The sequence below is a fragment of the Shewanella livingstonensis genome, from assembly GCF_003855395.1.
GTDB lineage: Bacteria > Pseudomonadota > Gammaproteobacteria > Enterobacterales > Shewanellaceae > Shewanella > Shewanella livingstonensis.
Genome location: NZ_CP034015.1, coordinates 2,423,327 through 2,441,341 on the forward strand (window position 1 = coordinate 2,423,327; position 18,015 = coordinate 2,441,341).

An 18,015-nucleotide genomic window follows, 5' to 3' on the forward strand; every position below is an offset into this window, starting at 1 on the left:
GATTATGTAAATTATACGAGTTTATTTATCGATCCCCAATAAAAAAGCCTGCTAAGCAGGCTTTTTTTGAACAATCTTCATCTTGGGTCACGTAATTATTAATAATTACAGTTTTCGCAATACATATAGACATGATTAGGGTCATCAAACATTGATAATGTTTCAAATGCACCAGCCCATTGCTTAACAAATTTCTCCACAACACTGGTTTGGCGAACACTGTCAGGCACGTAGGCGGCCGAAGCGCCCATGATTTGCTGCATAATTTGCTGTTCAGCACTAAGCTCTTGCTCAATCACTTTAACGTCAAATTTATCCATTTTAGCTAAATCAGCTGCTTTGGCTAATGCCACATCCATATCACCTAGTTCATCAACTAAGCCTAAGGTTAATGCGCGTTTACCTGTCCATACTCGGCCTTGAGCAATGTCGTCGACTTGTTCTAACGTCATGTGGCGCTCGGTAGCGACTAAAGAGATAAACTCGTGATAGCCACGTTCAATATGACGTTGTACTACCGCAGCCACTTGAGGATTTAGTTCTCGAGTAGGAGATAAGCCAGCCCAATCAGATGTTGCTACACCATCAGAGGTTACACCAAAATGATTAAGTGCTTGCTCAAACGTAGCGAACATGCCAAAAATACCAATTGAACCTGTTAGGGTCGTTGGTGTAGCCACAATATAATCAGCACTGGCAGATATCCAATATCCACCTGATGCAGCAAGGCTACCCATGCTAACCACAACCGGTTTACCTGCCGCTTTTAGTGCTAACACTTCTTGGCGAATTTGCTCTGAGGCAAATGCACTACCACCAGGGCTATCAACTCGCAACACTACCGCTTTCACTTTATCGTCAAAGCGTGCGTTCATCAGCAATGCCGAAGTACTTTCGCCACCGATTTGTCCAGCAGGTTGTTTACCGTTAAGAATGGTACCTTTAGCAACGATAATGGCTACAGAATCATTTTCAACAAACTTGGGCATTGGTGCTGTTAAAGAGCGGTAATCATTAAAGCTGATTTGCTTAAAGTTTTTACCTTCTTTATCACTACCCACTCTGTCGATCATGGCTACACGAAACGCATCAGCAGAAACAAGTTCGTCAACCCATTTCATGTTTACTGCCATTTGCGCACTGTCACCTTCAGCTTTATCAAGCTGAGCTAGGTACTCATCGGTAGTTAACACTAATTGGTCTGGAGCGATTTGACGGTTACTGGCCACAATTGATGAATAACTCTGCCAAATATCATTTAACAGTTCTTTACTGGCGACTTTGTCGGCATCAGACATATCGTCACGGATAAAGGGCTCAACGGCTGACTTAAATGTACCTACTCTAAATACATGAGTGGTAATTTTTAGTTTTTCCAGTGCCGCCTTGTAATATAAACGGTAACGACTTAAGCCATCAAGGGACACCATACCTTGGTTATTAAGGTATATTTTGTCTGCAAAGCTGGCTAAAAAATATTGGTTTTGATCATAACCATTGGCCATGGCAATCACCGACTTTTTGGCGGCTTTAAACTGAGTTAACGCTTCACCGATGGCGGTCATTTTACTAATACCGGCATCTTGAAGATTGGCTAAGTCTAAAACGATGCTATTAATTCGGGCATCTTCAGTAGCGTTATTAATAGTATAAAGAACATCGGCTAATAAAATTTCACCTTCAGGATCATTAGCTTGCCCTTGGGAAAATGCCATTTCGACCGGGTCTACATAATGTTTTTGATCCACTATGCTACCAGACAAGTTCAATACTAAGGCTGATTGGTCTTCGATGACAATTTCATCTTCACTGTTGAGTACTGCTACAGCAATGACGGCTAACAAACCAAAAAATATAACGTTGATGATTAACTTACGGATACCGTTTACTGTATTCCATAACAGTAAAAACATCCTTTTTAAAAACGAGGGTTTAGCGGACATTTGCCACTCCTTTATCTGTCTAATGTAGCCATCCTAACTGAAAATCAATATAAATGTGAAATTGAATTGTAAAGGTTTTTAACAGGCGGGCGTTTTAATGATTGAGCAAAATTTACTGTCGGGGTATGCTGGTTTAAATCACTTGTTTAAAAAGGATGTTTGAATGTCGTTTCCACACTTATTAGAACCTTTAGATCTAGGCTTTACACAGCTGAAAAACCGCGTGTTAATGGGCTCCATGCACACAGGCTTAGAAGAAGAAAAAGGCGGATTTGAGAAACTGGCAGCATTTTATAAAGAGCGTGCTCAAGGTGGTGTTGGCTTAATTGTCACAGGCGGTATTGCGCCGAACTTGCGTGGACGTTTAGCCCCACACGCTTGCCAATTAAGCTTTTCTTGGCAAGTGGGTAAACATAAAATTGTCACCGATGCTGTGCATCAAGCGGGCGGAAAAATATGCATGCAAATATTACATGCTGGGCGTTATAGCTATCATCCTTTTAGCTTAGCACCGAGTAAAATTAAGTCGCCGATTACCCCTTTTACCCCTTCGGCAATGTCTGCTCGTCAAGTGCGGTCTACCATTAAAGATTATGCCACCAGCGCCACGCTAGCTAAAAAAGCTGGCTACGATGGCGTTGAAGTGATGGGTTCAGAAGGTTATTTGATTAATCAGTTTATCAGTTCACGCACCAATAAACGCACCGATGAATGGGGCGGAAGTTATGATAACCGGGTTAAATTCCCGATTGAAATCGTTAATGCTATCAGGCAGAAGGTTGGCAGTGACTTTATTATTGTGTTCCGTTTATCGATGCTCGATTTAGTTGACAATGGTTCAACATGGGATGAAGTGGTGCAACTGGCAAAGTCGCTTGAGCAAGCGGGCGTGAGTATTATTAATACCGGTATTGGTTGGCATGAAGCCCGCGTACCGACTATTTCTACTAGCGTACCGCGTGGTGCATTCTCTTGGGTGACTGAAAAACTTAAAAAAGAAATCAAAATACCATTAATTGCTACCAACCGAATTAATACTCCAGAAATAGGCGAGTCGATTATAGCCTCTGGCCAAGCTGATATGGTGTCGATGGCGCGTCCATTCTTAGCCGATGCTGAGTTTGTTAATAAAGCCGCTGCTAATACTCCTGAATTGATTAATACCTGTATTGGTTGTAATCAGGCGTGTTTGGACCATACCTTTGCGATGAAACGGGCAACGTGTTTAGTCAATCCGCGAGCGTGTTACGAAACAGAAATTAATTTTACTCCAACAGCGAATAAAAAACGTATCGCTGTTATGGGCGCCGGTCCTGCGGGAATGGCGTTCTCTGTCTATGCTGCATCTCGTGGTCATGAAGTGGTGTTGTTTGAAGCCAAGTCAGAAGTGGGTGGTCAGTTTAATTTAGCGCGTAAAATCCCGGGTAAAGAAGAGTTCAATGAAACTATTCGATATTTCATTAACCAAATTAAGCTTCATAACGTTGAGCTGCGCCTCAATACTAAATTGGATGCGACAGTATTAGCTAATGATAAATTTGATGAAGTGGTCATCGCCGCTGGTGTGGTGCCGCGAGCGTTGGAATTACCAGGTTTTGATAATCCTAAAGTGGTCGATTACCAACAAGTATTAACAGGCCAAGTTGAAATAGGTAAAACGGTAGCATTGATTGGCGCTGGCGGTATTGGTTTTGATATGGCGCATTTCTTATGCGAGTTAGAGTCGAGCACTTTGCAACCCGATAAATGGTTAAAACAATGGGGCATTGATAAAACCTATCAAAATGCCGGTGGGTTAACGCAAGAAGCTGAGCATATTCCAGGTCGTGAAGTGTATTTACTGCAACGTAAAACCACCAAAATGGGTAAAGGTTTAGGTAAAACGACTGGTTGGATCCATCGCAGCGTGTTAAAGCAACATCAAGTTCGCATGAAAACCGGTGTAAGCTACGAAAAGTTTGATGAGCAAGGTTTACACATTAAAATTGGCGAGCAATCTGAAATTCTGGCTGTTGATAATGTGGTGTTGTGCGCGGGACAAATGTCTAATCTTAGCCTTGTCGATGAGATGAAAGCCAGCGGATTACCAGTGCATTTAATTGGTGGGGTCGATGTGGCGGCAGAATTGGATGCTAAACGCGCTATTCGCCAGGGTGCAGAACTTGCGATGAGTATTTAATTAGTTACGCCATCTGGCTTGAACTAACGTTCACCATTTACGTTATTTCGGTCTCTGACACCTAAATATAAAAAGCCTTCTGTAATGCAGAAGGCTTTTTAGTATTTCAATAAAATAATTATTTGAATTGGTATAAGGATACAATCGCGCCAAACTTTAGCGGCAGACTTATTTAACGGTGTTAGGACGTAGCTTTAGAACCTTATCAATATCTTCAGCGCAATGACGCTCAGGAACTTGTTCCCATGCTTCACCCCAAGAGCGATTGATGATACGACCACGTTGGACCCCTTCACGAGTTTCAAGCAACTTAGCCCAACGAACAACATTGGTATAAGTCTCTACTTCTAGGAATTCGGCAGCCTCATATAAATTGCCCAAGACTAAGTTGCCATACCAAGGCCAAATAGCAATGTCGGCAATGCTATATTCTTCACCCGCAATAAAGGTGTTGTTTGCCAGTTGTTTATCTAACACATCTAACTGACGTTTAACTTCCATAGCAAAGCGATTAATTGGATATTCCTGTTTTTCATCGGCATAAGCATAGAAATGACCGAAGCCACCACCGAGGAACGGCGCTGAACCTTGAGCCCAAAACAACCAGTTAAAGGTTTGTGTTCTGGCTTTGCCATCTTTAGGGAGGAATTGGTTAAACTTCTCTGCTAGATGAACCAAAATTGAGGCAGATTCAAATACGGTTTCGTCTTCATCAGCTGATTTATCCAATAAAGCGGGTATTTTTGAGTTTGGATTGACTGCAACAAACCCTGATGAAAATTGATCCTTTTCGCCGATGTTAATCAGATAAGCATCGTATTCAGCTTCTTTAATGCCTAAGGCCAGTAGCTCTTCTAACAAAATAGTTACTTTTTGCCCGTTTGGTGTGCCAAGGGAGTAGAGTTGCAAAGCATGTTTTCCGACTGGCAGCGCTTTATCAAATCTTGCACCTGACTCAGGGCTATTAATGTTCGCCCACTTATTCGCGCCATTGGTATTATTTTGCCAAACTTTAGGTGGGGTATATTGGTTAGTCATAAAATATCCTCGTGCAACCTGTTAGCAGGTTAAGTAAATTGATAATGCGCTTAGCACCATGTTGTTAGTGTAGCGTGTAACGTTTTAATGTATTAGCATCAACGCGTATGAGTTATGCTTTTATTGTTTAAATGCAGCATGTTAGTTATTTATTACAGGCAATCTAGCTGTTCACTTAATTCGATTAAATTACTGACGGTGATATCAGGCTCAATGCCCCAAGGATCAAATATTTTTTTACTGTCTCTTTGGATCCAAGCAGTATTCAGTCCGGCGGCTTTGGCACCAATGACATCCCATGGATTGCTCGACACCATCCAACAATGATTGAGGTCAGATTGAGTACGAGTCATTAAATAATCGTAAACGGCAGGGTTAGGTTTAAATGTCTTTAGATCATCGACACTGATAACGTCATGTAGTTGAGGTAAAACGCCCGAGTTTTGCATAAGTGTACGAACCGCCACTTCAGGTCCATTGGAAAAAGCGGCCAGGGTATGACCTTGATTACGCAGTAATGCTAGTCCAGGAATGACATCATCAAAAGCCTTGAGTTGACTAAATTTAGCCAGTAAATCTTGTTGTTCGCTGTTTGACAGTGTTACGTTGAAAACAGATAAACAATATTGCAGAGCTTGTTGAGTACACACACCAAAATCTTCATATTGTTGCATTAAGCCACGACGAAATGCATATTCGACTTTTTTGTCGTGCCATAATTGACCAAATTCTTGTGCCTTGTCGCCAATCAATTGTTGCAGATGCTGGCCCATATCCACAGGATCCACTAATGTGCCGTAAACATCAAATCCAATCATTTTTTGCATGTTCATTGTTCCATTTGGGTTGTGAGCCATGTGCTTAAGCTCTTTGTCATTTGATATACTTGTCGATAAGCTTTATCTGTAGTGATTTTGCGCGCTCATAATGTGAGCCATGAGTTACTATAAACTAACTATAACATTCGTTCAATTACTATTTTGAGCGAACGTTCCAAATGATGTAAGCGATTAAATGGCATTAGCTTGAACTGCTGTATTGGCGTTCAAGGAAAACTTTGATGCAGAGTTAATTCATTGTATTATATTGATTAAAAATTATTGAAGGTAATGTTAAATGGAGTGTCCTCGTTGTAAGGGTATTTTTGCCCGTAAAGCGCTTAAACAAGTCCGTAAAGGTAAACATGGAGTTGAAACACAGTGCCCTAAATGTGAGCAATGGTTGATGTTCGAGCCTAAAATGATGATGACCAAAAATATTGGCTTATTCATTTTGTTGGTATTCAGTGTGGCCAACTTCTTCATCGACAACACTGATTATCGCTTAATATGCTCTTTTTTAGGTTTTGCGGGCGCTTGTATTGCTTTTTATGGCGTATTTAAAAGTAAGCTTATTGCTGCGCAGGAGTAATGGGTAATAAGTAATAAGTAATAAGTAATAAGTGATGAGTGATGAGTAATGAGTAATGAGTGATGAGTAATCTTACCGATGGTGTGGAAAAATGGCGCTATACCTTGCAGGTGTAGATAAAACTAAGTCGTTTGCTATGCTATAGCGTATTTAAAAGAGAGGTGATGTTGATTACCTCTCTAAGGCGATGTTGATTACTACCCGAGCAGAGATTATGTAGATATCCCAAACTGAGATTATGTAGACTTTCTCATCATTTCCCGATGAGATTGAAATTCTTCTGCATCAATAAACTTATTGTGATCCAAATCGATACGCTCAAACATTTCATCACAATTCGATGAGTTTTTTAATAGACGACCTTCAGATTTATGCAATGCTTGCCTGGCTTTTTGAAAGCGCTCAAACTCTTCTTCAGATATCAATTTGTCCTGATTAGTATCAAAATCTGAAAATGCAGGCATCTGAGACATTCTCATCATTCCATTTACATTTTCATTTTTGATAGCATTAGCTGACGTAGAAATAGTAAGACAAACTAGTAATACCGATAGAACATAGCGACTCATAATATTCTCCTTGTTAATGTTTCAATATCATTATATGCCTATTAACCCATACAGAAAACAAGGTTATATAAAGTATGTAAATTGATAATATTACTTTTTAGCAAACATAACGGTTTACTCATGGCTATGTGGGAAAAAGGAACAGATTGACGTTTAGCCAGTAATGAGATTGTTTTTACACACGATAGCGTTAACAATTGTCGCATAAAAGTGCAGTGTTTAGGTGGCCAGCGGTTATGGTTAACCAACTTACTTAGTTGAGGTAGCGTCTTAATTCGGTACTAATTTGGTATTCACTAGGGGTAATTAGCCGTCAACTTGGGTTGGCTTGGCGTTAATTAAGGGGGGAGCTAATTGAATAGGGGGACTTACTGACAATTTATTCGATCATGTATTCGATAATTTGTCGGTAAGTCTCCCTAAGTGTTCACGTGAGTATATAAACGATCGACTTAATACTCGTCGTTGTTTGCATCACTCATGCGCTCACGTCTTTCTTGCGCTTCTTCAAATGCGGCGTTAATTTCTTCTAATACTGAATCGACATCAGCTGCGGTAGTGTCTTCTTCAAACAAACCGGTCAATTGTGTTTCAGGTGTTAGCTCACCTTGTTCATACAAGGCCCACATTTCTTTAGCATATTTTGTTGCGGCTAATTCTGGGGCAAACTGCGAATAGTAGTCAGTCATATTATTCACGTCACGAAATAACATCGCCTTGGCATTATTGTTTGCGGATGCATCAACGGCTTGGGGCAGGTCAATGATCACAGGACCATCCTTGTCGACCAATACGTTAAACTCTGATAAATCGCCATGGACAATACCAGCACACAGCATACGCACAACATAACCCATCATAGTGTAATGTTGGCTTTGTGCTTGCTCTTCACTCATCTGCGTAACGTCATTTAATCGAGGTGCAACATCACCATGCATATTGGTGATCAACTCCATCAATAGCACCCCATCAAAGCAACCATAAGGCACTGGTACTCTAATTTTAGCGGCGGCGCATTTGTATAACGCATCGACCTCGGCATTTTGCCAGGCTTTTTCTTGTTCTTCTCGACCGTATTTAGAGCCTTTTTCCATGGCTCGACCACGACGACTGTTTTTGGTTTTTCGACCTTCTTGATATTGTGCTGCTTTTTTAAAACTGCGTTTAGTGGCTTCCTTATACACTTTCGCGCAGCGGATCGCATCGCCACATCTGATCATATAGACCGTAGCTTCTTTGCCACTCATGAGTTGGCTTATCACTTCATCGACGAGACCATCGTCAACCAGTGGTTGTAATCGTATAGGCGTTTTCATAGCGTCGTTATACCTTACTTGCGCGCTGGATGATATATCTAAGGAAATAATTTTTACTTGATGATGATTCACTGATTAAATGAGCCATAATTGTGCTTAATTTGTAGCTTATACACCCTTGTTTAATGAATAAAAATACTGTAGCTAATCAGCTACAGCTCGTTAGTTTTAGCCTTTGTATCCAGTACTGTTGATATGTTGAATGTTGGGTTATCGTCAATATTAAGCGCTAAACGTGGTATATTATTCGCCGTTATTGAGGGTAATAATATCACTCGGTAAAAAAGATTACCGTATAATAGTATGCCTAGGCTAACACTAGATATAGAGCTAATGGTTAAATTCAGACTTTGATAACGCTAATCTTCAACAAACGTTAAGTTTTTATTCAGTCATTATTCAGTGATGGCTAGGATAATTCTTTAAGATTTAATTGTTATTTACAGACGTTATTTACAGACGTTATTTGAATTTTTATCGATAACCTCTATTTTTACAAAACGCTATGGATTTAACTAACAAAACATTGATTACAACATTTGGCATGGAAGTCATCATGCGAGCCTAATTCTTCAACATTTTAATAGAGTTTTTATGAAACGGACCTTACTTCTAGCATTATTTATTTTTTCTAACACCGCCAACGCAGTTGAACCTCTATTTGAAACCCCCAAAGACATGCAACCAACATGGATTGATGACATTCTTTCTGTATTTGGTGCCGATGGTGAGTTCGATGACACTAAAGTCATTGATATGAGTTATTTACCAACGGCTTATTACACCCCAGAGAAAAAGTTTGGTGTGGGCTTATTAATGGTGGGTTTGTATAAAACCGATAATGCCTCAAGCGAAGAGCAACCCTCATCATTGGTATTGAACTCATTTGCTTCAGTGAATCAATCCTATGGCGTTCAAGTTGAAAATATGACGTTTTTAAACCAAGGTAAGCAGCGGTTGTTGCTGGACTTAGAACTGCATAATGAAGCCGCTGTTTATTATGGCGTAGGGATTGAACAAGGCGACCAAGATCTTAATCATCATGAATTTAAAGAGCAACTATATAGTTTTAAACCACGTTGGATGACTGAAGTGGTCAGTAACTATTTTATTGGCGTGGGTGCTGACTTTATTTATACCACTGCAGACAGCTTAGAATTAGTTGCGACAGAAACATCAGTGGATTCAAATACTCTTTTGCCAGACAACTTCAGTTCTGGCGTTGTTGTTACCAGCATCTATGACTCAAGAGATTACCGCTTAAATGCCACTAAAGGTTGGTTGTTTCAGATTGATGCCGGATTATATCAAAATGATCAATTCGATTCTTTTTCTACTTATAACATTGAATTAGCTAACTATATAGACTTAGGCTCGACACCAGGGTTAATCGCTTGGCAAGTCCAGGGACACCTTACGAGTGGTGACGTGCCGTGGAATTTATTACCTGATCTTGGTGGCTCCGATGCAATGCGAGGTTACATTCGAGGCCGATATCGAGATGAGCAAATGATGATGGGCCAGGTTGAATATCGCTTACCAATATTTCAACGTTACGGCATGGTGTTTTGGGGCGCGGTTGGTAGTGTTGCACCCAAAGTAAGTGAGCTCACGGATACGCTTTTAACTGCCTATGGCACCGGATTTCGTTTTAAGATTAAAGATAATATTAATTTACGCTTTGATGTTGGTGTCGGTGAAAATGAAACCAACTTCTACTTAAATGTGAATGAAGTTTTTTAAGGCGGTATTTGGTAAGGTCTTATTTTTGATAATAAGACCTTTATAGTCATATTATTTGTAAGGTAAAAAAACTGATATGCTTTTTCTAGTGACATTAATGGCGCAGATCAAACGGAGACTGACAATGTATTGCTCTGTCAGTACGCCTAGCACTGTCTGTATAGCGACAACTAGAATGCTGATGATAGTTGGCCTTTCAAGTGGATTACTGCACAGTAATAGCGTCTTAGCCAGTGACAATATCAAACAGAGTTGTCAGCGAAACTTTAACTACTCTATTTATCTTAGTGGCTTGCATACCGGTAATATGACACGCACTGAAAATTGGCAAGGTAAATCGGCAGTTATTACCTCAACAAGTAAAGCCAGTATTTTAGGTATTGGCACTCAATATCAACAGCGTACTGAGTTATCGTGGTCAGATACCACTAATGAATGGCTGACCAACACGTTTCATCAACGGGTAAGTGGTTTTCGTTCTCGAGACATGCAAGTCACACTTGATCATCATGGCCTTGGATCTCGAGTTGATGTCGATGGAGAAGTGACAAATTATCAATCGAGCACTATACCATTAAGAGATGTTGACACCTTGGCGATTCAAATTCGTGAGAATGTAATCAATGGTAGACAACAGTTTGCCTTAATAAGACAAGCCTCTGATGCGATTGAACCCTATCAGTTCTATGTGAAAGACACATTAATGGTAGCCATAAAACCTTGGGGCAAAATACAACTTATACCGGTTGAACAGACAGGGGCGGAAGAAGTGACATACTTTTTTGCACCAAGTATGAATTATCAGCTGGTAAAAGCGCATTATCATGGGATGATTTTACAAGGTATTATTGAACTGGATAGTTATGCTTCATCTTGCGACCCAATAGCAAAGAATTAACGATTAACCTGGGTTTCTGTGACGGGTAAGTTTCTTTGGCGGGTAAACAACTTAAGTCAACGGGCCTTGGTTGTAATAGGTAATTGAACATGATTAGCAGGCTCGAATGTGCTCATTAACCATGTAAACCACGTTGTAACAAATCCTTTTATGCCCGCCATCCCATGTAATGGTAACAACCCTTCCAATAGCATAGGCTAGATAACATTATCGATCTCCTATTGGGATTACCTGAGTTTGTCTATCTTAGACTCTTTTGGCTGGTGAATATGACCACCTTTGTTACATTACATTGATATAATGTCCAGCTAATATTCCCATTGGAGCCGTCATGGCCAACGTGGTAAATAAAGCCATTTTTAGCAGTCGCATTTTGTCGATAAATTTAGTGACTTACCATACTAATCATCGAGTGATGATACATATCGATCCGGTACAACAAGGGCGCTACTACAAATTGAATTTTGTATTGGTGCAACCTAAAGTGGGTGGGGTGTTTAGTTGTGCAAAATACATAGTGAATTTATGGGGGCGGGTATACTTGTTTCGTCCTGATAAGTATGAGCATAGCGTGACGAAGATTGAGTCTGGCAAACGAGTATTATTAAGTTTTGCATTGAATATATAAACTGATGGACTTAATCTGGCCTGTTGATCAACAGGCTCAAACTTGAGTGCCCGACTTGTAATCGCTTAACGGCTATAAATGAACTTCTATAAATCAACAGCAATCAACAAACTGCAATCAATAATACCGTACCGATAAGTTAATCGATTAACTTTCATGAACCAGTTTGGGGTTACTCTGTAACTGTTGAGTTAATGCTGTTGTCTGCTTATGGGTATCACTTGCCGTAGCGTATTGTCGCTTAGCGACCACTTGAACTCCCTCGGTAGAGAGTTTGAGGTTTAAATCGCCATTTGGCACACAACAACAAGGTAGGCACTCGTTGGATTTCAATTCTGCCAACGGCTCAGTGATATAGCTAACTTCTCCTGATATCACCGTAGTTTTACACGCACCACAAAAGCCGTTACGACACTCTGAAAATACGTGTACTTTTTTCGACTCAAGTGCGGCTAATAAGCTTGAATGTTGGCCGTCAAATAAAATAATCGGCTGTCCTTTCAAGCTTACGATAGGCGCTTTTTTGAAAAATTTGTTATAGGTCAAAATCTAAAAACTCATCGCTATTAACGGAAGAATCAATTTGTCCAACAAGGTATGAAGACACTTCTACTTCTTGTGGGGCAACTTGTACAGCGTCACTTTCCAACCAATTCTTCATCCATGGAAGAGGGTTTGATAGCTCTTCATATGGCTGTGGTAAATGCACTGATTTCATTCGTTGGTTAGTAATAAATTCAACGTATTGACATAATATTTGTTCATTAAGACCAATCATTGAACCATCTTTGAATAAGTATTTAGCCCATGCTTTTTCTTGTTCAGCTGCTTTAACAAATAAGTCATACGCTTCTTGCTTACACTCAGCAGCTATTTCACCCATTTCAGGGTCGTCTTTACCACCTTGCATTAAAGCTAAAATGTGTTGTGTGCTATTAAGGTGTAACGCTTCATCGCGGGCAATTAAGCGAATAATTTTGGCGTTACCTTCCATGACACGACGCTCAGCAAAAGCAAAAGAACAGGCAAAACTGACATAGAAACGAATCGCTTCTAAAGCGTTGACCGACATCATGCACAAATACAATGACTTTTTAAGTATACGTGAATTAACAGTGATTTCTTTAGCGTTAATGACGTGCGTTCCTTCACCTAGCAAGTTATTAATCTGGGTGAGGTTAATCAAGTCATCGTAATAAGCGGCAATATCACCGGCACGCTTTAATATTTCGTCATTTTGCACAATATCGTCAAATACAACCGATGGATTATTAACAATATTACGAATAATGTGAGTGTACGAACGTGAGTGAATGGTTTCAGAAAACGACCATGTTTCAATCCACGTTTCTAATTCAGGTAGCGATACCAAAGGCAAAAATGCCACATTCGGTGAGCGACCTTGAATTGAGTCAAGTAAGGTTTGGTATTTCAGATTGGATAAGAAAATATGCTGTTCGTGGTCAGGTAAATTACCGAAATCAATTTTGTCACGGCTGACATCAACTTCTTCTGGACGCCAGAAAAACGATAATTGCTTTTCAATTAGTTTTTCAAAGACTTCATATTTCTGTTGATCGTAGCGTGCCACATTAACGGTTTGACCGAAAAACATAGGTTCTTTGGTTGAATCGTTAGGTGTTTGACAAAATGTTGAGTAAGCCATTATTTAGGTGTCCTGATAACGCATTTTTCAAAAAGCGGGGAAGGCCCCCGCTAAATATAGATAAAGTAATGATTAAATTTTACACGCACCACCGCCACAGTCATCGTCTTCTTCTTCGACAGCAATAATGTCGTCAAACTGATCAGAAGCACCGTCGCGAGTATTATGATAGTACAATGTTTTAATGCCCAGTTTGTATACGCTTAGCAAGTCTTTTAGCAAGGTTTGCATTGGTACACGACCGCCTTCAAAACGGCTTGGGTCATAGTTGGTGTTGGCCGAAATAGCTTGGTCAATAAATTTCTGCATTAAACCAACAAGTTGGATGTAACCATCATTGTTTGGCATGTTCCAAAGTAATTCGTACTTGTCTTTAAGTAGCTCGAAGTCAGGTACTACTTGCTTTAGCTGACCATCTTTACTGGCCTTAACACTGATTAACCCACGTGGAGGTTCAATACCGTTAGTCGCATTTGAAATTTGCGATGAGGTTTCTGACGGCATTAGTGCAGACAAGGTTGAGTTACGTAAACCATACTGCTTAATGTCGCTACGTAAGCTTTCCCAGTCCATGTGCAATGGTTCGTCACAAATCTTGTCTAAATCACGCTTGTAAGTATCGATAGGTAAAATACCTTTCGAATACGTAGTCTCGTGGAATAACGGACAAGCCCCTTGCTCTTTAGCTAGGTTCATTGATGCTTTGAGTAAATAAAACTGAATCGCCTCAAAGGTTTTGTGAGTTAGGTTATTTGCTGAACCGTCTGAGTATTTTTTACCGTTTTTAGCTAAGTAGTTAGCAAAGTTAATGACACCAATACCTAAGGTACGGCGATTCATTGAACTCGTTTGTGCCGCTTTAATTGGGTAATCTTGATAATCAAGTAAGTTATCTAGGGCACGTACGGCTAAATCAGCTAGTGGCTCAAGTTCAGATAAATCGGTAATTGCACCTAAGTTAAGTGCTGACAGAGTACATAATGCGATTTCACCGTCTGGGTCATCAATGTTTGTCAGTGGCTTAGTCGGCAAAGCAATTTCTAAACATAAGTTAGATTGCTTAATGGGTGCTACTTTAGAGTCAAACGGACTGTGAGTATTACAGTGATCCACGTTCTGAATATAGATACGCCCAGTAGAAGCACGCTCTTGCATCATCAGTGAAAACAGTTCAACCGCTTTAATCTGCTTTTTACGCACATTGCTGTCTTGCTCGTACTGTAGGTATAAGCGTTCAAATTCAACCTGGTCTTCAAAGAAGGCATCATAAAGACCTGGCACATCTGATGGGCTAAATAGACTGATATATTCGCCTTTAATCAAACGTTGGTACATCAATTTGTTTAGCTGCACACCATAGTCAAGATGACGTACACGGTTATCTTCAACACCACGGTTATTTTTCAGCACCAGTAGCGATTCAACTTCTAGATGCCATAAAGGATAGAAAAGGGTTGCTGCGCCGCCACGTACGCCGCCTTGAGAACAAGACTTCACCGCAGTTTGGAAATACTTATAAAATGGTAAACAACCGGTGTGGAATGCTTCACCGCCGCGTATAGGGCTGCCAAGGGCGCGAATACGACCTGCGTTAATACCAATACCAGCACGTTGGCTAACGTATTTAACGATAGACGATGCAGTCGCATTGATTGAATCTAGGCTGTCATCACACTCAATCAACACACATGAGCTGAACTGACGAGTAGGGGTACGTACACCAGCCATGATTGGCGTAGGAAGTGAAATCTTAAACAAAGATGTCGCGTCATAGAAGTCTTTAATGTACTTCAAACGGATTTCTTTTGGATAACGTGCAAACAAACACGCCGCCACTAATATGTATAAAAACTGCGCGCTTTCATATACTTCATGAGTCACACGGTTTTGCACTAGGTATTTGCCTTCTAATTGCTTAACCGCAGCATAAGAGAAGTTCATATCGCGCCAGTGATCGATATAGGTGTCTAATGTTTCAATTTCTTCGCGCGTGTAATCGGCCAAAATATGCTTATCATATTTACCAATTTCGACTAACTTGGTGACATGGTCGTATAATGTTGGCGGCTCAAACTGGCCAAAGGCTTTTTTACGTAAATGAAATACTGCTAAGCGGGCAGCCACAAATTGGTAATCAGGCGCCTCTGGAGAGATCAAGTCAGCCGCAGCTTTAATGATCGTTTCATGAATGGCTTCTGTTGGAATGCCGTCAAAAAACTGCAGATGAGATCGAAGTTCTACTTCAGATACTGAGACGTTTTTTAATCCCTTGGCTGCCCAAGTGATCACGCGATGAATTTTATCTAAATCGATCGATTCACGTTCGCCACTGCGTTTAGTGACTGTCATATTGCTATTCATTGAAGAGAGGCCTTGGTTTTATATCTAATCATGTGATCTGTTGTTGGATGCCGTGCTGCTTGATTCGATCCGAACCAGTGACAAAACAATTCCATGTTAAAACAATCAAGCTGGTGTACTCACAACATGGCAGTTAAGTACCAGTACATTCAGTTAGCAACTACATCCTTTGGTATATCGTAGAGTAGTGTTTTGATTGTTAGCCACACACAAGATATGGTGTTATTTAAAATCTAAGATACAAGATAGTGAGGTTTGAGCTTTTTTGCAAGCCACAATTTCATTAACTTCTTGTGGATAACTTGAGGATAAACGGCAGGGTTAGTAACAACTAACCCTAGAGCCCAAATTCATAAAGAGTTTTTGATAAATGATATTTTTTAATCCATCAAATGAGAAAAATTTGATCGCTAAAATAAACAGCGATCAAAAAAAATAGACCGTTTATTGGTTGATCTTTTGTTGGTTTTGATCGGGTGGAAATTGGTGCTGGTTAACTGTTCATTTCAGCCTAATAAGACCCGTTAAACTTCACTCATGCTTTGTTCATTTATCAAAAATAACCCGCTAACGTTATGCCCAAATACGGTCATTATTCAGTGAAGAATTGCTTTAGTGACGCACCATGTTCAAATTGCTTGCTAGCTGGCCATGTGTCCGGTTGGTCTGTAGTAGATAAATACCCCCATAAGGCAACCCCCCCAATCATACTCGCATTGCGCGCGGCAACTAAATCGCGTTCGGCATCGCCTAGATATAAGATACTTTGAGGAGCAATGGCAATTTGTTGTGCTGCTAACAGCATTGGAGCGGTATGAGGTTTAGAGTGGCGGGTGCTATCGCCACTGATCATAGCTTTTAATTTATAGGTTAAGCCCAGTTTTTCCACTAATGGCCGGGAAAAGCGAGCAGGTTTATTGGTCACTACGCCATAAGGGATAGCTTGTGAATCTAATAAAGATAAGAGCTCGGGTAGGTCATCGAATAAACGGCTATGGTCGCCATTTATGCGGGCATAATGACGCAAGAGCGCCTGCTGAATTTCAACTTGAACGTATTCATCAGCGTCAGGAATAGCTGTTTTAACTAAATATAAGCTGCCATGTGATGCCGCGTGGCGCATCATTTCCAGCGGTTGGACGTTAAAACCGGCTTCATCCAAACTGAGATTTAATGCCTGGACTAAATCAGGAGCGGTATCGGCTAAGGTACCGTCTAAATCAAACAGTACTCCTTTTATATCGTGCTTATGCAAGGGCTCGCTCCTAACTGGGAATAATGACAATCGATTCACACAACCCTTTTAGCGTTATTGAATAACATAACGCTACTGTGCTGCATTCACGTTGAAATGTTGAAAAGAATCACCTGGATGATCAATCAATTTTTTGAGTGGCTATCATATAGTTTACATCAACGCTTTTGGTGTACTTAAACACTCCCGACAAAGGGTTGTAGGTAATTCCCAGCGCATCTTTACACAATAAGTCGGTGTTATCGACCAAAGCCATCAGTTCCGATGGGCGAATAAATTTACTGTGGTCGTGGGTACCAATAGGGAGCATTTTTAACAAATACTCCGCACCAATAATCGTTTGCAGATATGACATCATATTGCGATTAATGGTCGAGATAAATACAAAGCCATTAGGTTTGACCATGTCACAACACGCTTGAATAACCGATTGTGGATCGGGTACATGCTCAAGCATTTCCATGCAGGTTACCACATCGTAATGCTCGTGGTGACTATCGCGATGCGCTTCAGCGGTAGTTTTAAGATAGTTAACGGAAACGCCAGACTCTAATGCGTGCAGTTTTGCTATTTCAAGCGGCTCTGTTCCCATATCAATCCCATCAACATGAGCACCAAGGCGCGCCATACTTTCTGACAAAATGCCACCACCACAGCCTACATCTAATACTTTTTTGTCGAAAATACCGTCAGCAGTTTGGTCAATGTAGTTTAAACGCAGTGGATTAAGTAAATGTAATGGCTTGAACTCGCCATTGAGATCCCACCAAGTTTGCGCCATGGCTTCAAATTTTGCGATCTCTAGCGGATCTACATTGGGAGTCGACTGTTCAGCGTGTGACATAACGTAACCTAAGTGTTTAATAAAGTATGCTGGCTATTATAGCGATAACCTTTGCAAATAGTAGTCAACAATGGCTTTGCGCATTCACACTTGTTCATAAAACATCCATTTAAGTGAGGAAAATGATCATTTCTGTCGCTTAAGGCGATAAAGCATCGGTAAGTA

General features: G+C 40.5%; 15 protein-coding genes. 5 read left to right on the forward strand and 10 right to left on the reverse strand.

The window, feature by feature from the left end; all coding sequences use genetic code 11:
- Nucleotides 1–98: 98 nt before the first annotated feature.
- Entirely contained in the window at nucleotides 99–1,943 is a 1,845-nt protein-coding gene (gene sppA, locus EGC82_RS10455) for a signal peptide peptidase SppA (protein WP_124730708.1), read from the reverse strand.
- Between the two features lie 163 nt (nucleotides 1,944–2,106).
- On the opposite strand from sppA, the gene EGC82_RS10460 reads away from it, so the two are divergent.
- Entirely contained in the window at nucleotides 2,107–4,122 is a 2,016-nt protein-coding gene (locus EGC82_RS10460) for an NADPH-dependent 2,4-dienoyl-CoA reductase (protein ID WP_124730709.1), read from the forward strand.
- A gap of 168 nt (nucleotides 4,123–4,290) precedes the next feature.
- Here EGC82_RS10460 and yghU read toward each other — a convergent pair whose 3' ends face one another.
- Entirely contained in the window at nucleotides 4,291–5,160 is an 870-nt protein-coding gene (yghU, locus tag EGC82_RS10465; protein WP_124730710.1) for a glutathione-dependent disulfide-bond oxidoreductase, read from the reverse strand.
- A 152-nt stretch (nucleotides 5,161–5,312) separates the two neighbouring features.
- Entirely contained in the window at nucleotides 5,313–5,987 is a 675-nt protein-coding gene (locus EGC82_RS10470) for a haloacid dehalogenase type II (RefSeq protein WP_244212442.1), read from the reverse strand.
- Between the two features lie 289 nt (nucleotides 5,988–6,276).
- On the opposite strand from EGC82_RS10470, the gene EGC82_RS10475 reads away from it, so the two are divergent.
- Nucleotides 6,277–6,570, forward strand: a complete 294-nt coding sequence (locus tag EGC82_RS10475; RefSeq protein WP_011637597.1) for a hypothetical protein — start codon at nucleotides 6,277–6,279, stop codon at nucleotides 6,568–6,570.
- Between the two features lie 236 nt (nucleotides 6,571–6,806).
- Here the strand turns inward: EGC82_RS10475 and EGC82_RS10480 are convergent, their stop codons facing one another.
- Both EGC82_RS10480 and EGC82_RS10485 read right to left on the reverse strand, forming a co-directional pair.
- A complete protein-coding gene (locus EGC82_RS10480) occupies nucleotides 6,807–7,139 on the reverse strand; it encodes an EF-hand domain-containing protein (protein WP_124730711.1) in 333 nt (110 codons plus the stop codon).
- 452 nt (nucleotides 7,140–7,591) lie between these two features.
- Complete coding sequence (locus tag EGC82_RS10485) at nucleotides 7,592–8,455, reverse strand: PA4780 family RIO1-like protein kinase (protein ID WP_124730712.1); 864 nt, start codon at nucleotides 8,453–8,455, stop codon at nucleotides 7,592–7,594.
- A gap of 594 nt (nucleotides 8,456–9,049) precedes the next feature.
- Here EGC82_RS10485 and EGC82_RS10490 point away from each other — a divergent pair.
- From EGC82_RS10490 to EGC82_RS10500, 3 genes are all read left to right on the forward strand, one after another.
- Nucleotides 9,050–10,198 carry a BamA/TamA family outer membrane protein gene (locus EGC82_RS10490; protein WP_124730713.1) on the forward strand — a complete coding sequence of 383 codons (1,149 nt, stop codon included), beginning with the start codon at nucleotides 9,050–9,052 and terminating at the stop codon, nucleotides 10,196–10,198.
- A 175-nt stretch (nucleotides 10,199–10,373) separates the two neighbouring features.
- Nucleotides 10,374–11,096, forward strand: coding sequence for a hypothetical protein (locus EGC82_RS10495; RefSeq protein WP_208646893.1), 723 nt, complete (start codon nucleotides 10,374–10,376; stop codon nucleotides 11,094–11,096).
- A 331-nt stretch (nucleotides 11,097–11,427) separates the two neighbouring features.
- Nucleotides 11,428–11,724, forward strand: coding sequence for a 2OG-Fe(II) oxygenase (locus tag EGC82_RS10500; protein WP_124730714.1), 297 nt, complete (start codon nucleotides 11,428–11,430; stop codon nucleotides 11,722–11,724).
- 147 nt (nucleotides 11,725–11,871) lie between these two features.
- On the opposite strand, the gene yfaE is transcribed toward EGC82_RS10500, so the two are convergent.
- The 5 genes from yfaE to ubiG all read right to left on the reverse strand — a co-directional run bounded on the left by yfaE (nucleotide 11,872) and on the right by ubiG (nucleotide 17,850).
- On the reverse strand, nucleotides 11,872–12,270 hold the full coding sequence (gene yfaE, locus EGC82_RS10505; protein ID WP_124730715.1) for a class I ribonucleotide reductase maintenance protein YfaE: 399 nt from the start codon (nucleotides 12,268–12,270) through the stop codon (nucleotides 11,872–11,874).
- A complete protein-coding gene (gene nrdB / locus EGC82_RS10510) occupies nucleotides 12,260–13,390 on the reverse strand; it encodes a class Ia ribonucleoside-diphosphate reductase subunit beta (protein WP_124730716.1) in 1,131 nt (376 codons plus the stop codon). The genes yfaE and nrdB overlap by 11 nt, the downstream gene beginning before the upstream one ends.
- Before the next feature lie 72 nt (nucleotides 13,391–13,462).
- Complete coding sequence (nrdA, locus tag EGC82_RS10515; RefSeq protein WP_124730717.1) at nucleotides 13,463–15,751, reverse strand: class 1a ribonucleoside-diphosphate reductase subunit alpha; 2,289 nt, start codon at nucleotides 15,749–15,751, stop codon at nucleotides 13,463–13,465.
- A 592-nt stretch (nucleotides 15,752–16,343) separates the two neighbouring features.
- Entirely contained in the window at nucleotides 16,344–17,006 is a 663-nt protein-coding gene (locus tag EGC82_RS10520) for an HAD family hydrolase (protein ID WP_124730718.1), read from the reverse strand.
- Nucleotides 17,007–17,127: 121 nt separating this feature from the next.
- Nucleotides 17,128–17,850, reverse strand: a complete 723-nt coding sequence (gene ubiG, locus EGC82_RS10525; RefSeq protein ID WP_124730719.1) for a bifunctional 2-polyprenyl-6-hydroxyphenol methylase/3-demethylubiquinol 3-O-methyltransferase UbiG — start codon at nucleotides 17,848–17,850, stop codon at nucleotides 17,128–17,130.
- Nucleotides 17,851–18,015 lie beyond the last annotated feature (165 nt).

Excerpts from the sequence above, each read along its gene's own strand:
- EGC82_RS10470 (WP_244212442.1), bottom strand. The coding sequence starts at position 5,987 with ATGCAAAAAATGATTGGATTTGATGTTTACGGCACATTAGTGGATCCT.
- ubiG (WP_124730719.1), bottom strand. The coding sequence starts at position 17,850 with ATGTCACACGCTGAACAGTCGACTCCCAATGTAGATCCGCTAGAGATC.
- EGC82_RS10490 (WP_124730713.1), top strand. The coding sequence starts at position 9,050 with ATGAAACGGACCTTACTTCTAGCATTATTTATTTTTTCTAACACCGCC.
- yghU (WP_124730710.1), bottom strand. The coding sequence starts at position 5,160 with ATGACTAACCAATATACCCCACCTAAAGTTTGGCAAAATAATACCAAT.
- EGC82_RS10460 (WP_124730709.1), top strand. The coding sequence starts at position 2,107 with ATGTCGTTTCCACACTTATTAGAACCTTTAGATCTAGGCTTTACACAG.
- nrdB (WP_124730716.1), bottom strand. The coding sequence starts at position 13,390 with ATGGCTTACTCAACATTTTGTCAAACACCTAACGATTCAACCAAAGAA.
- EGC82_RS10485 (WP_124730712.1), bottom strand. The coding sequence starts at position 8,455 with ATGAAAACGCCTATACGATTACAACCACTGGTTGACGATGGTCTCGTC.
- EGC82_RS10475 (WP_011637597.1), top strand. The coding sequence starts at position 6,277 with ATGGAGTGTCCTCGTTGTAAGGGTATTTTTGCCCGTAAAGCGCTTAAA.
- sppA (WP_124730708.1), bottom strand. The coding sequence starts at position 1,943 with ATGTCCGCTAAACCCTCGTTTTTAAAAAGGATGTTTTTACTGTTATGG.
- EGC82_RS10480 (WP_124730711.1), bottom strand. The coding sequence starts at position 7,139 with ATGAGTCGCTATGTTCTATCGGTATTACTAGTTTGTCTTACTATTTCT.
- EGC82_RS10495 (WP_208646893.1), top strand. The coding sequence starts at position 10,374 with ATGCTGATGATAGTTGGCCTTTCAAGTGGATTACTGCACAGTAATAGC.
- EGC82_RS10500 (WP_124730714.1), top strand. The coding sequence starts at position 11,428 with ATGGCCAACGTGGTAAATAAAGCCATTTTTAGCAGTCGCATTTTGTCG.
- nrdA (WP_124730717.1), bottom strand. The coding sequence starts at position 15,751 with ATGAATAGCAATATGACAGTCACTAAACGCAGTGGCGAACGTGAATCG.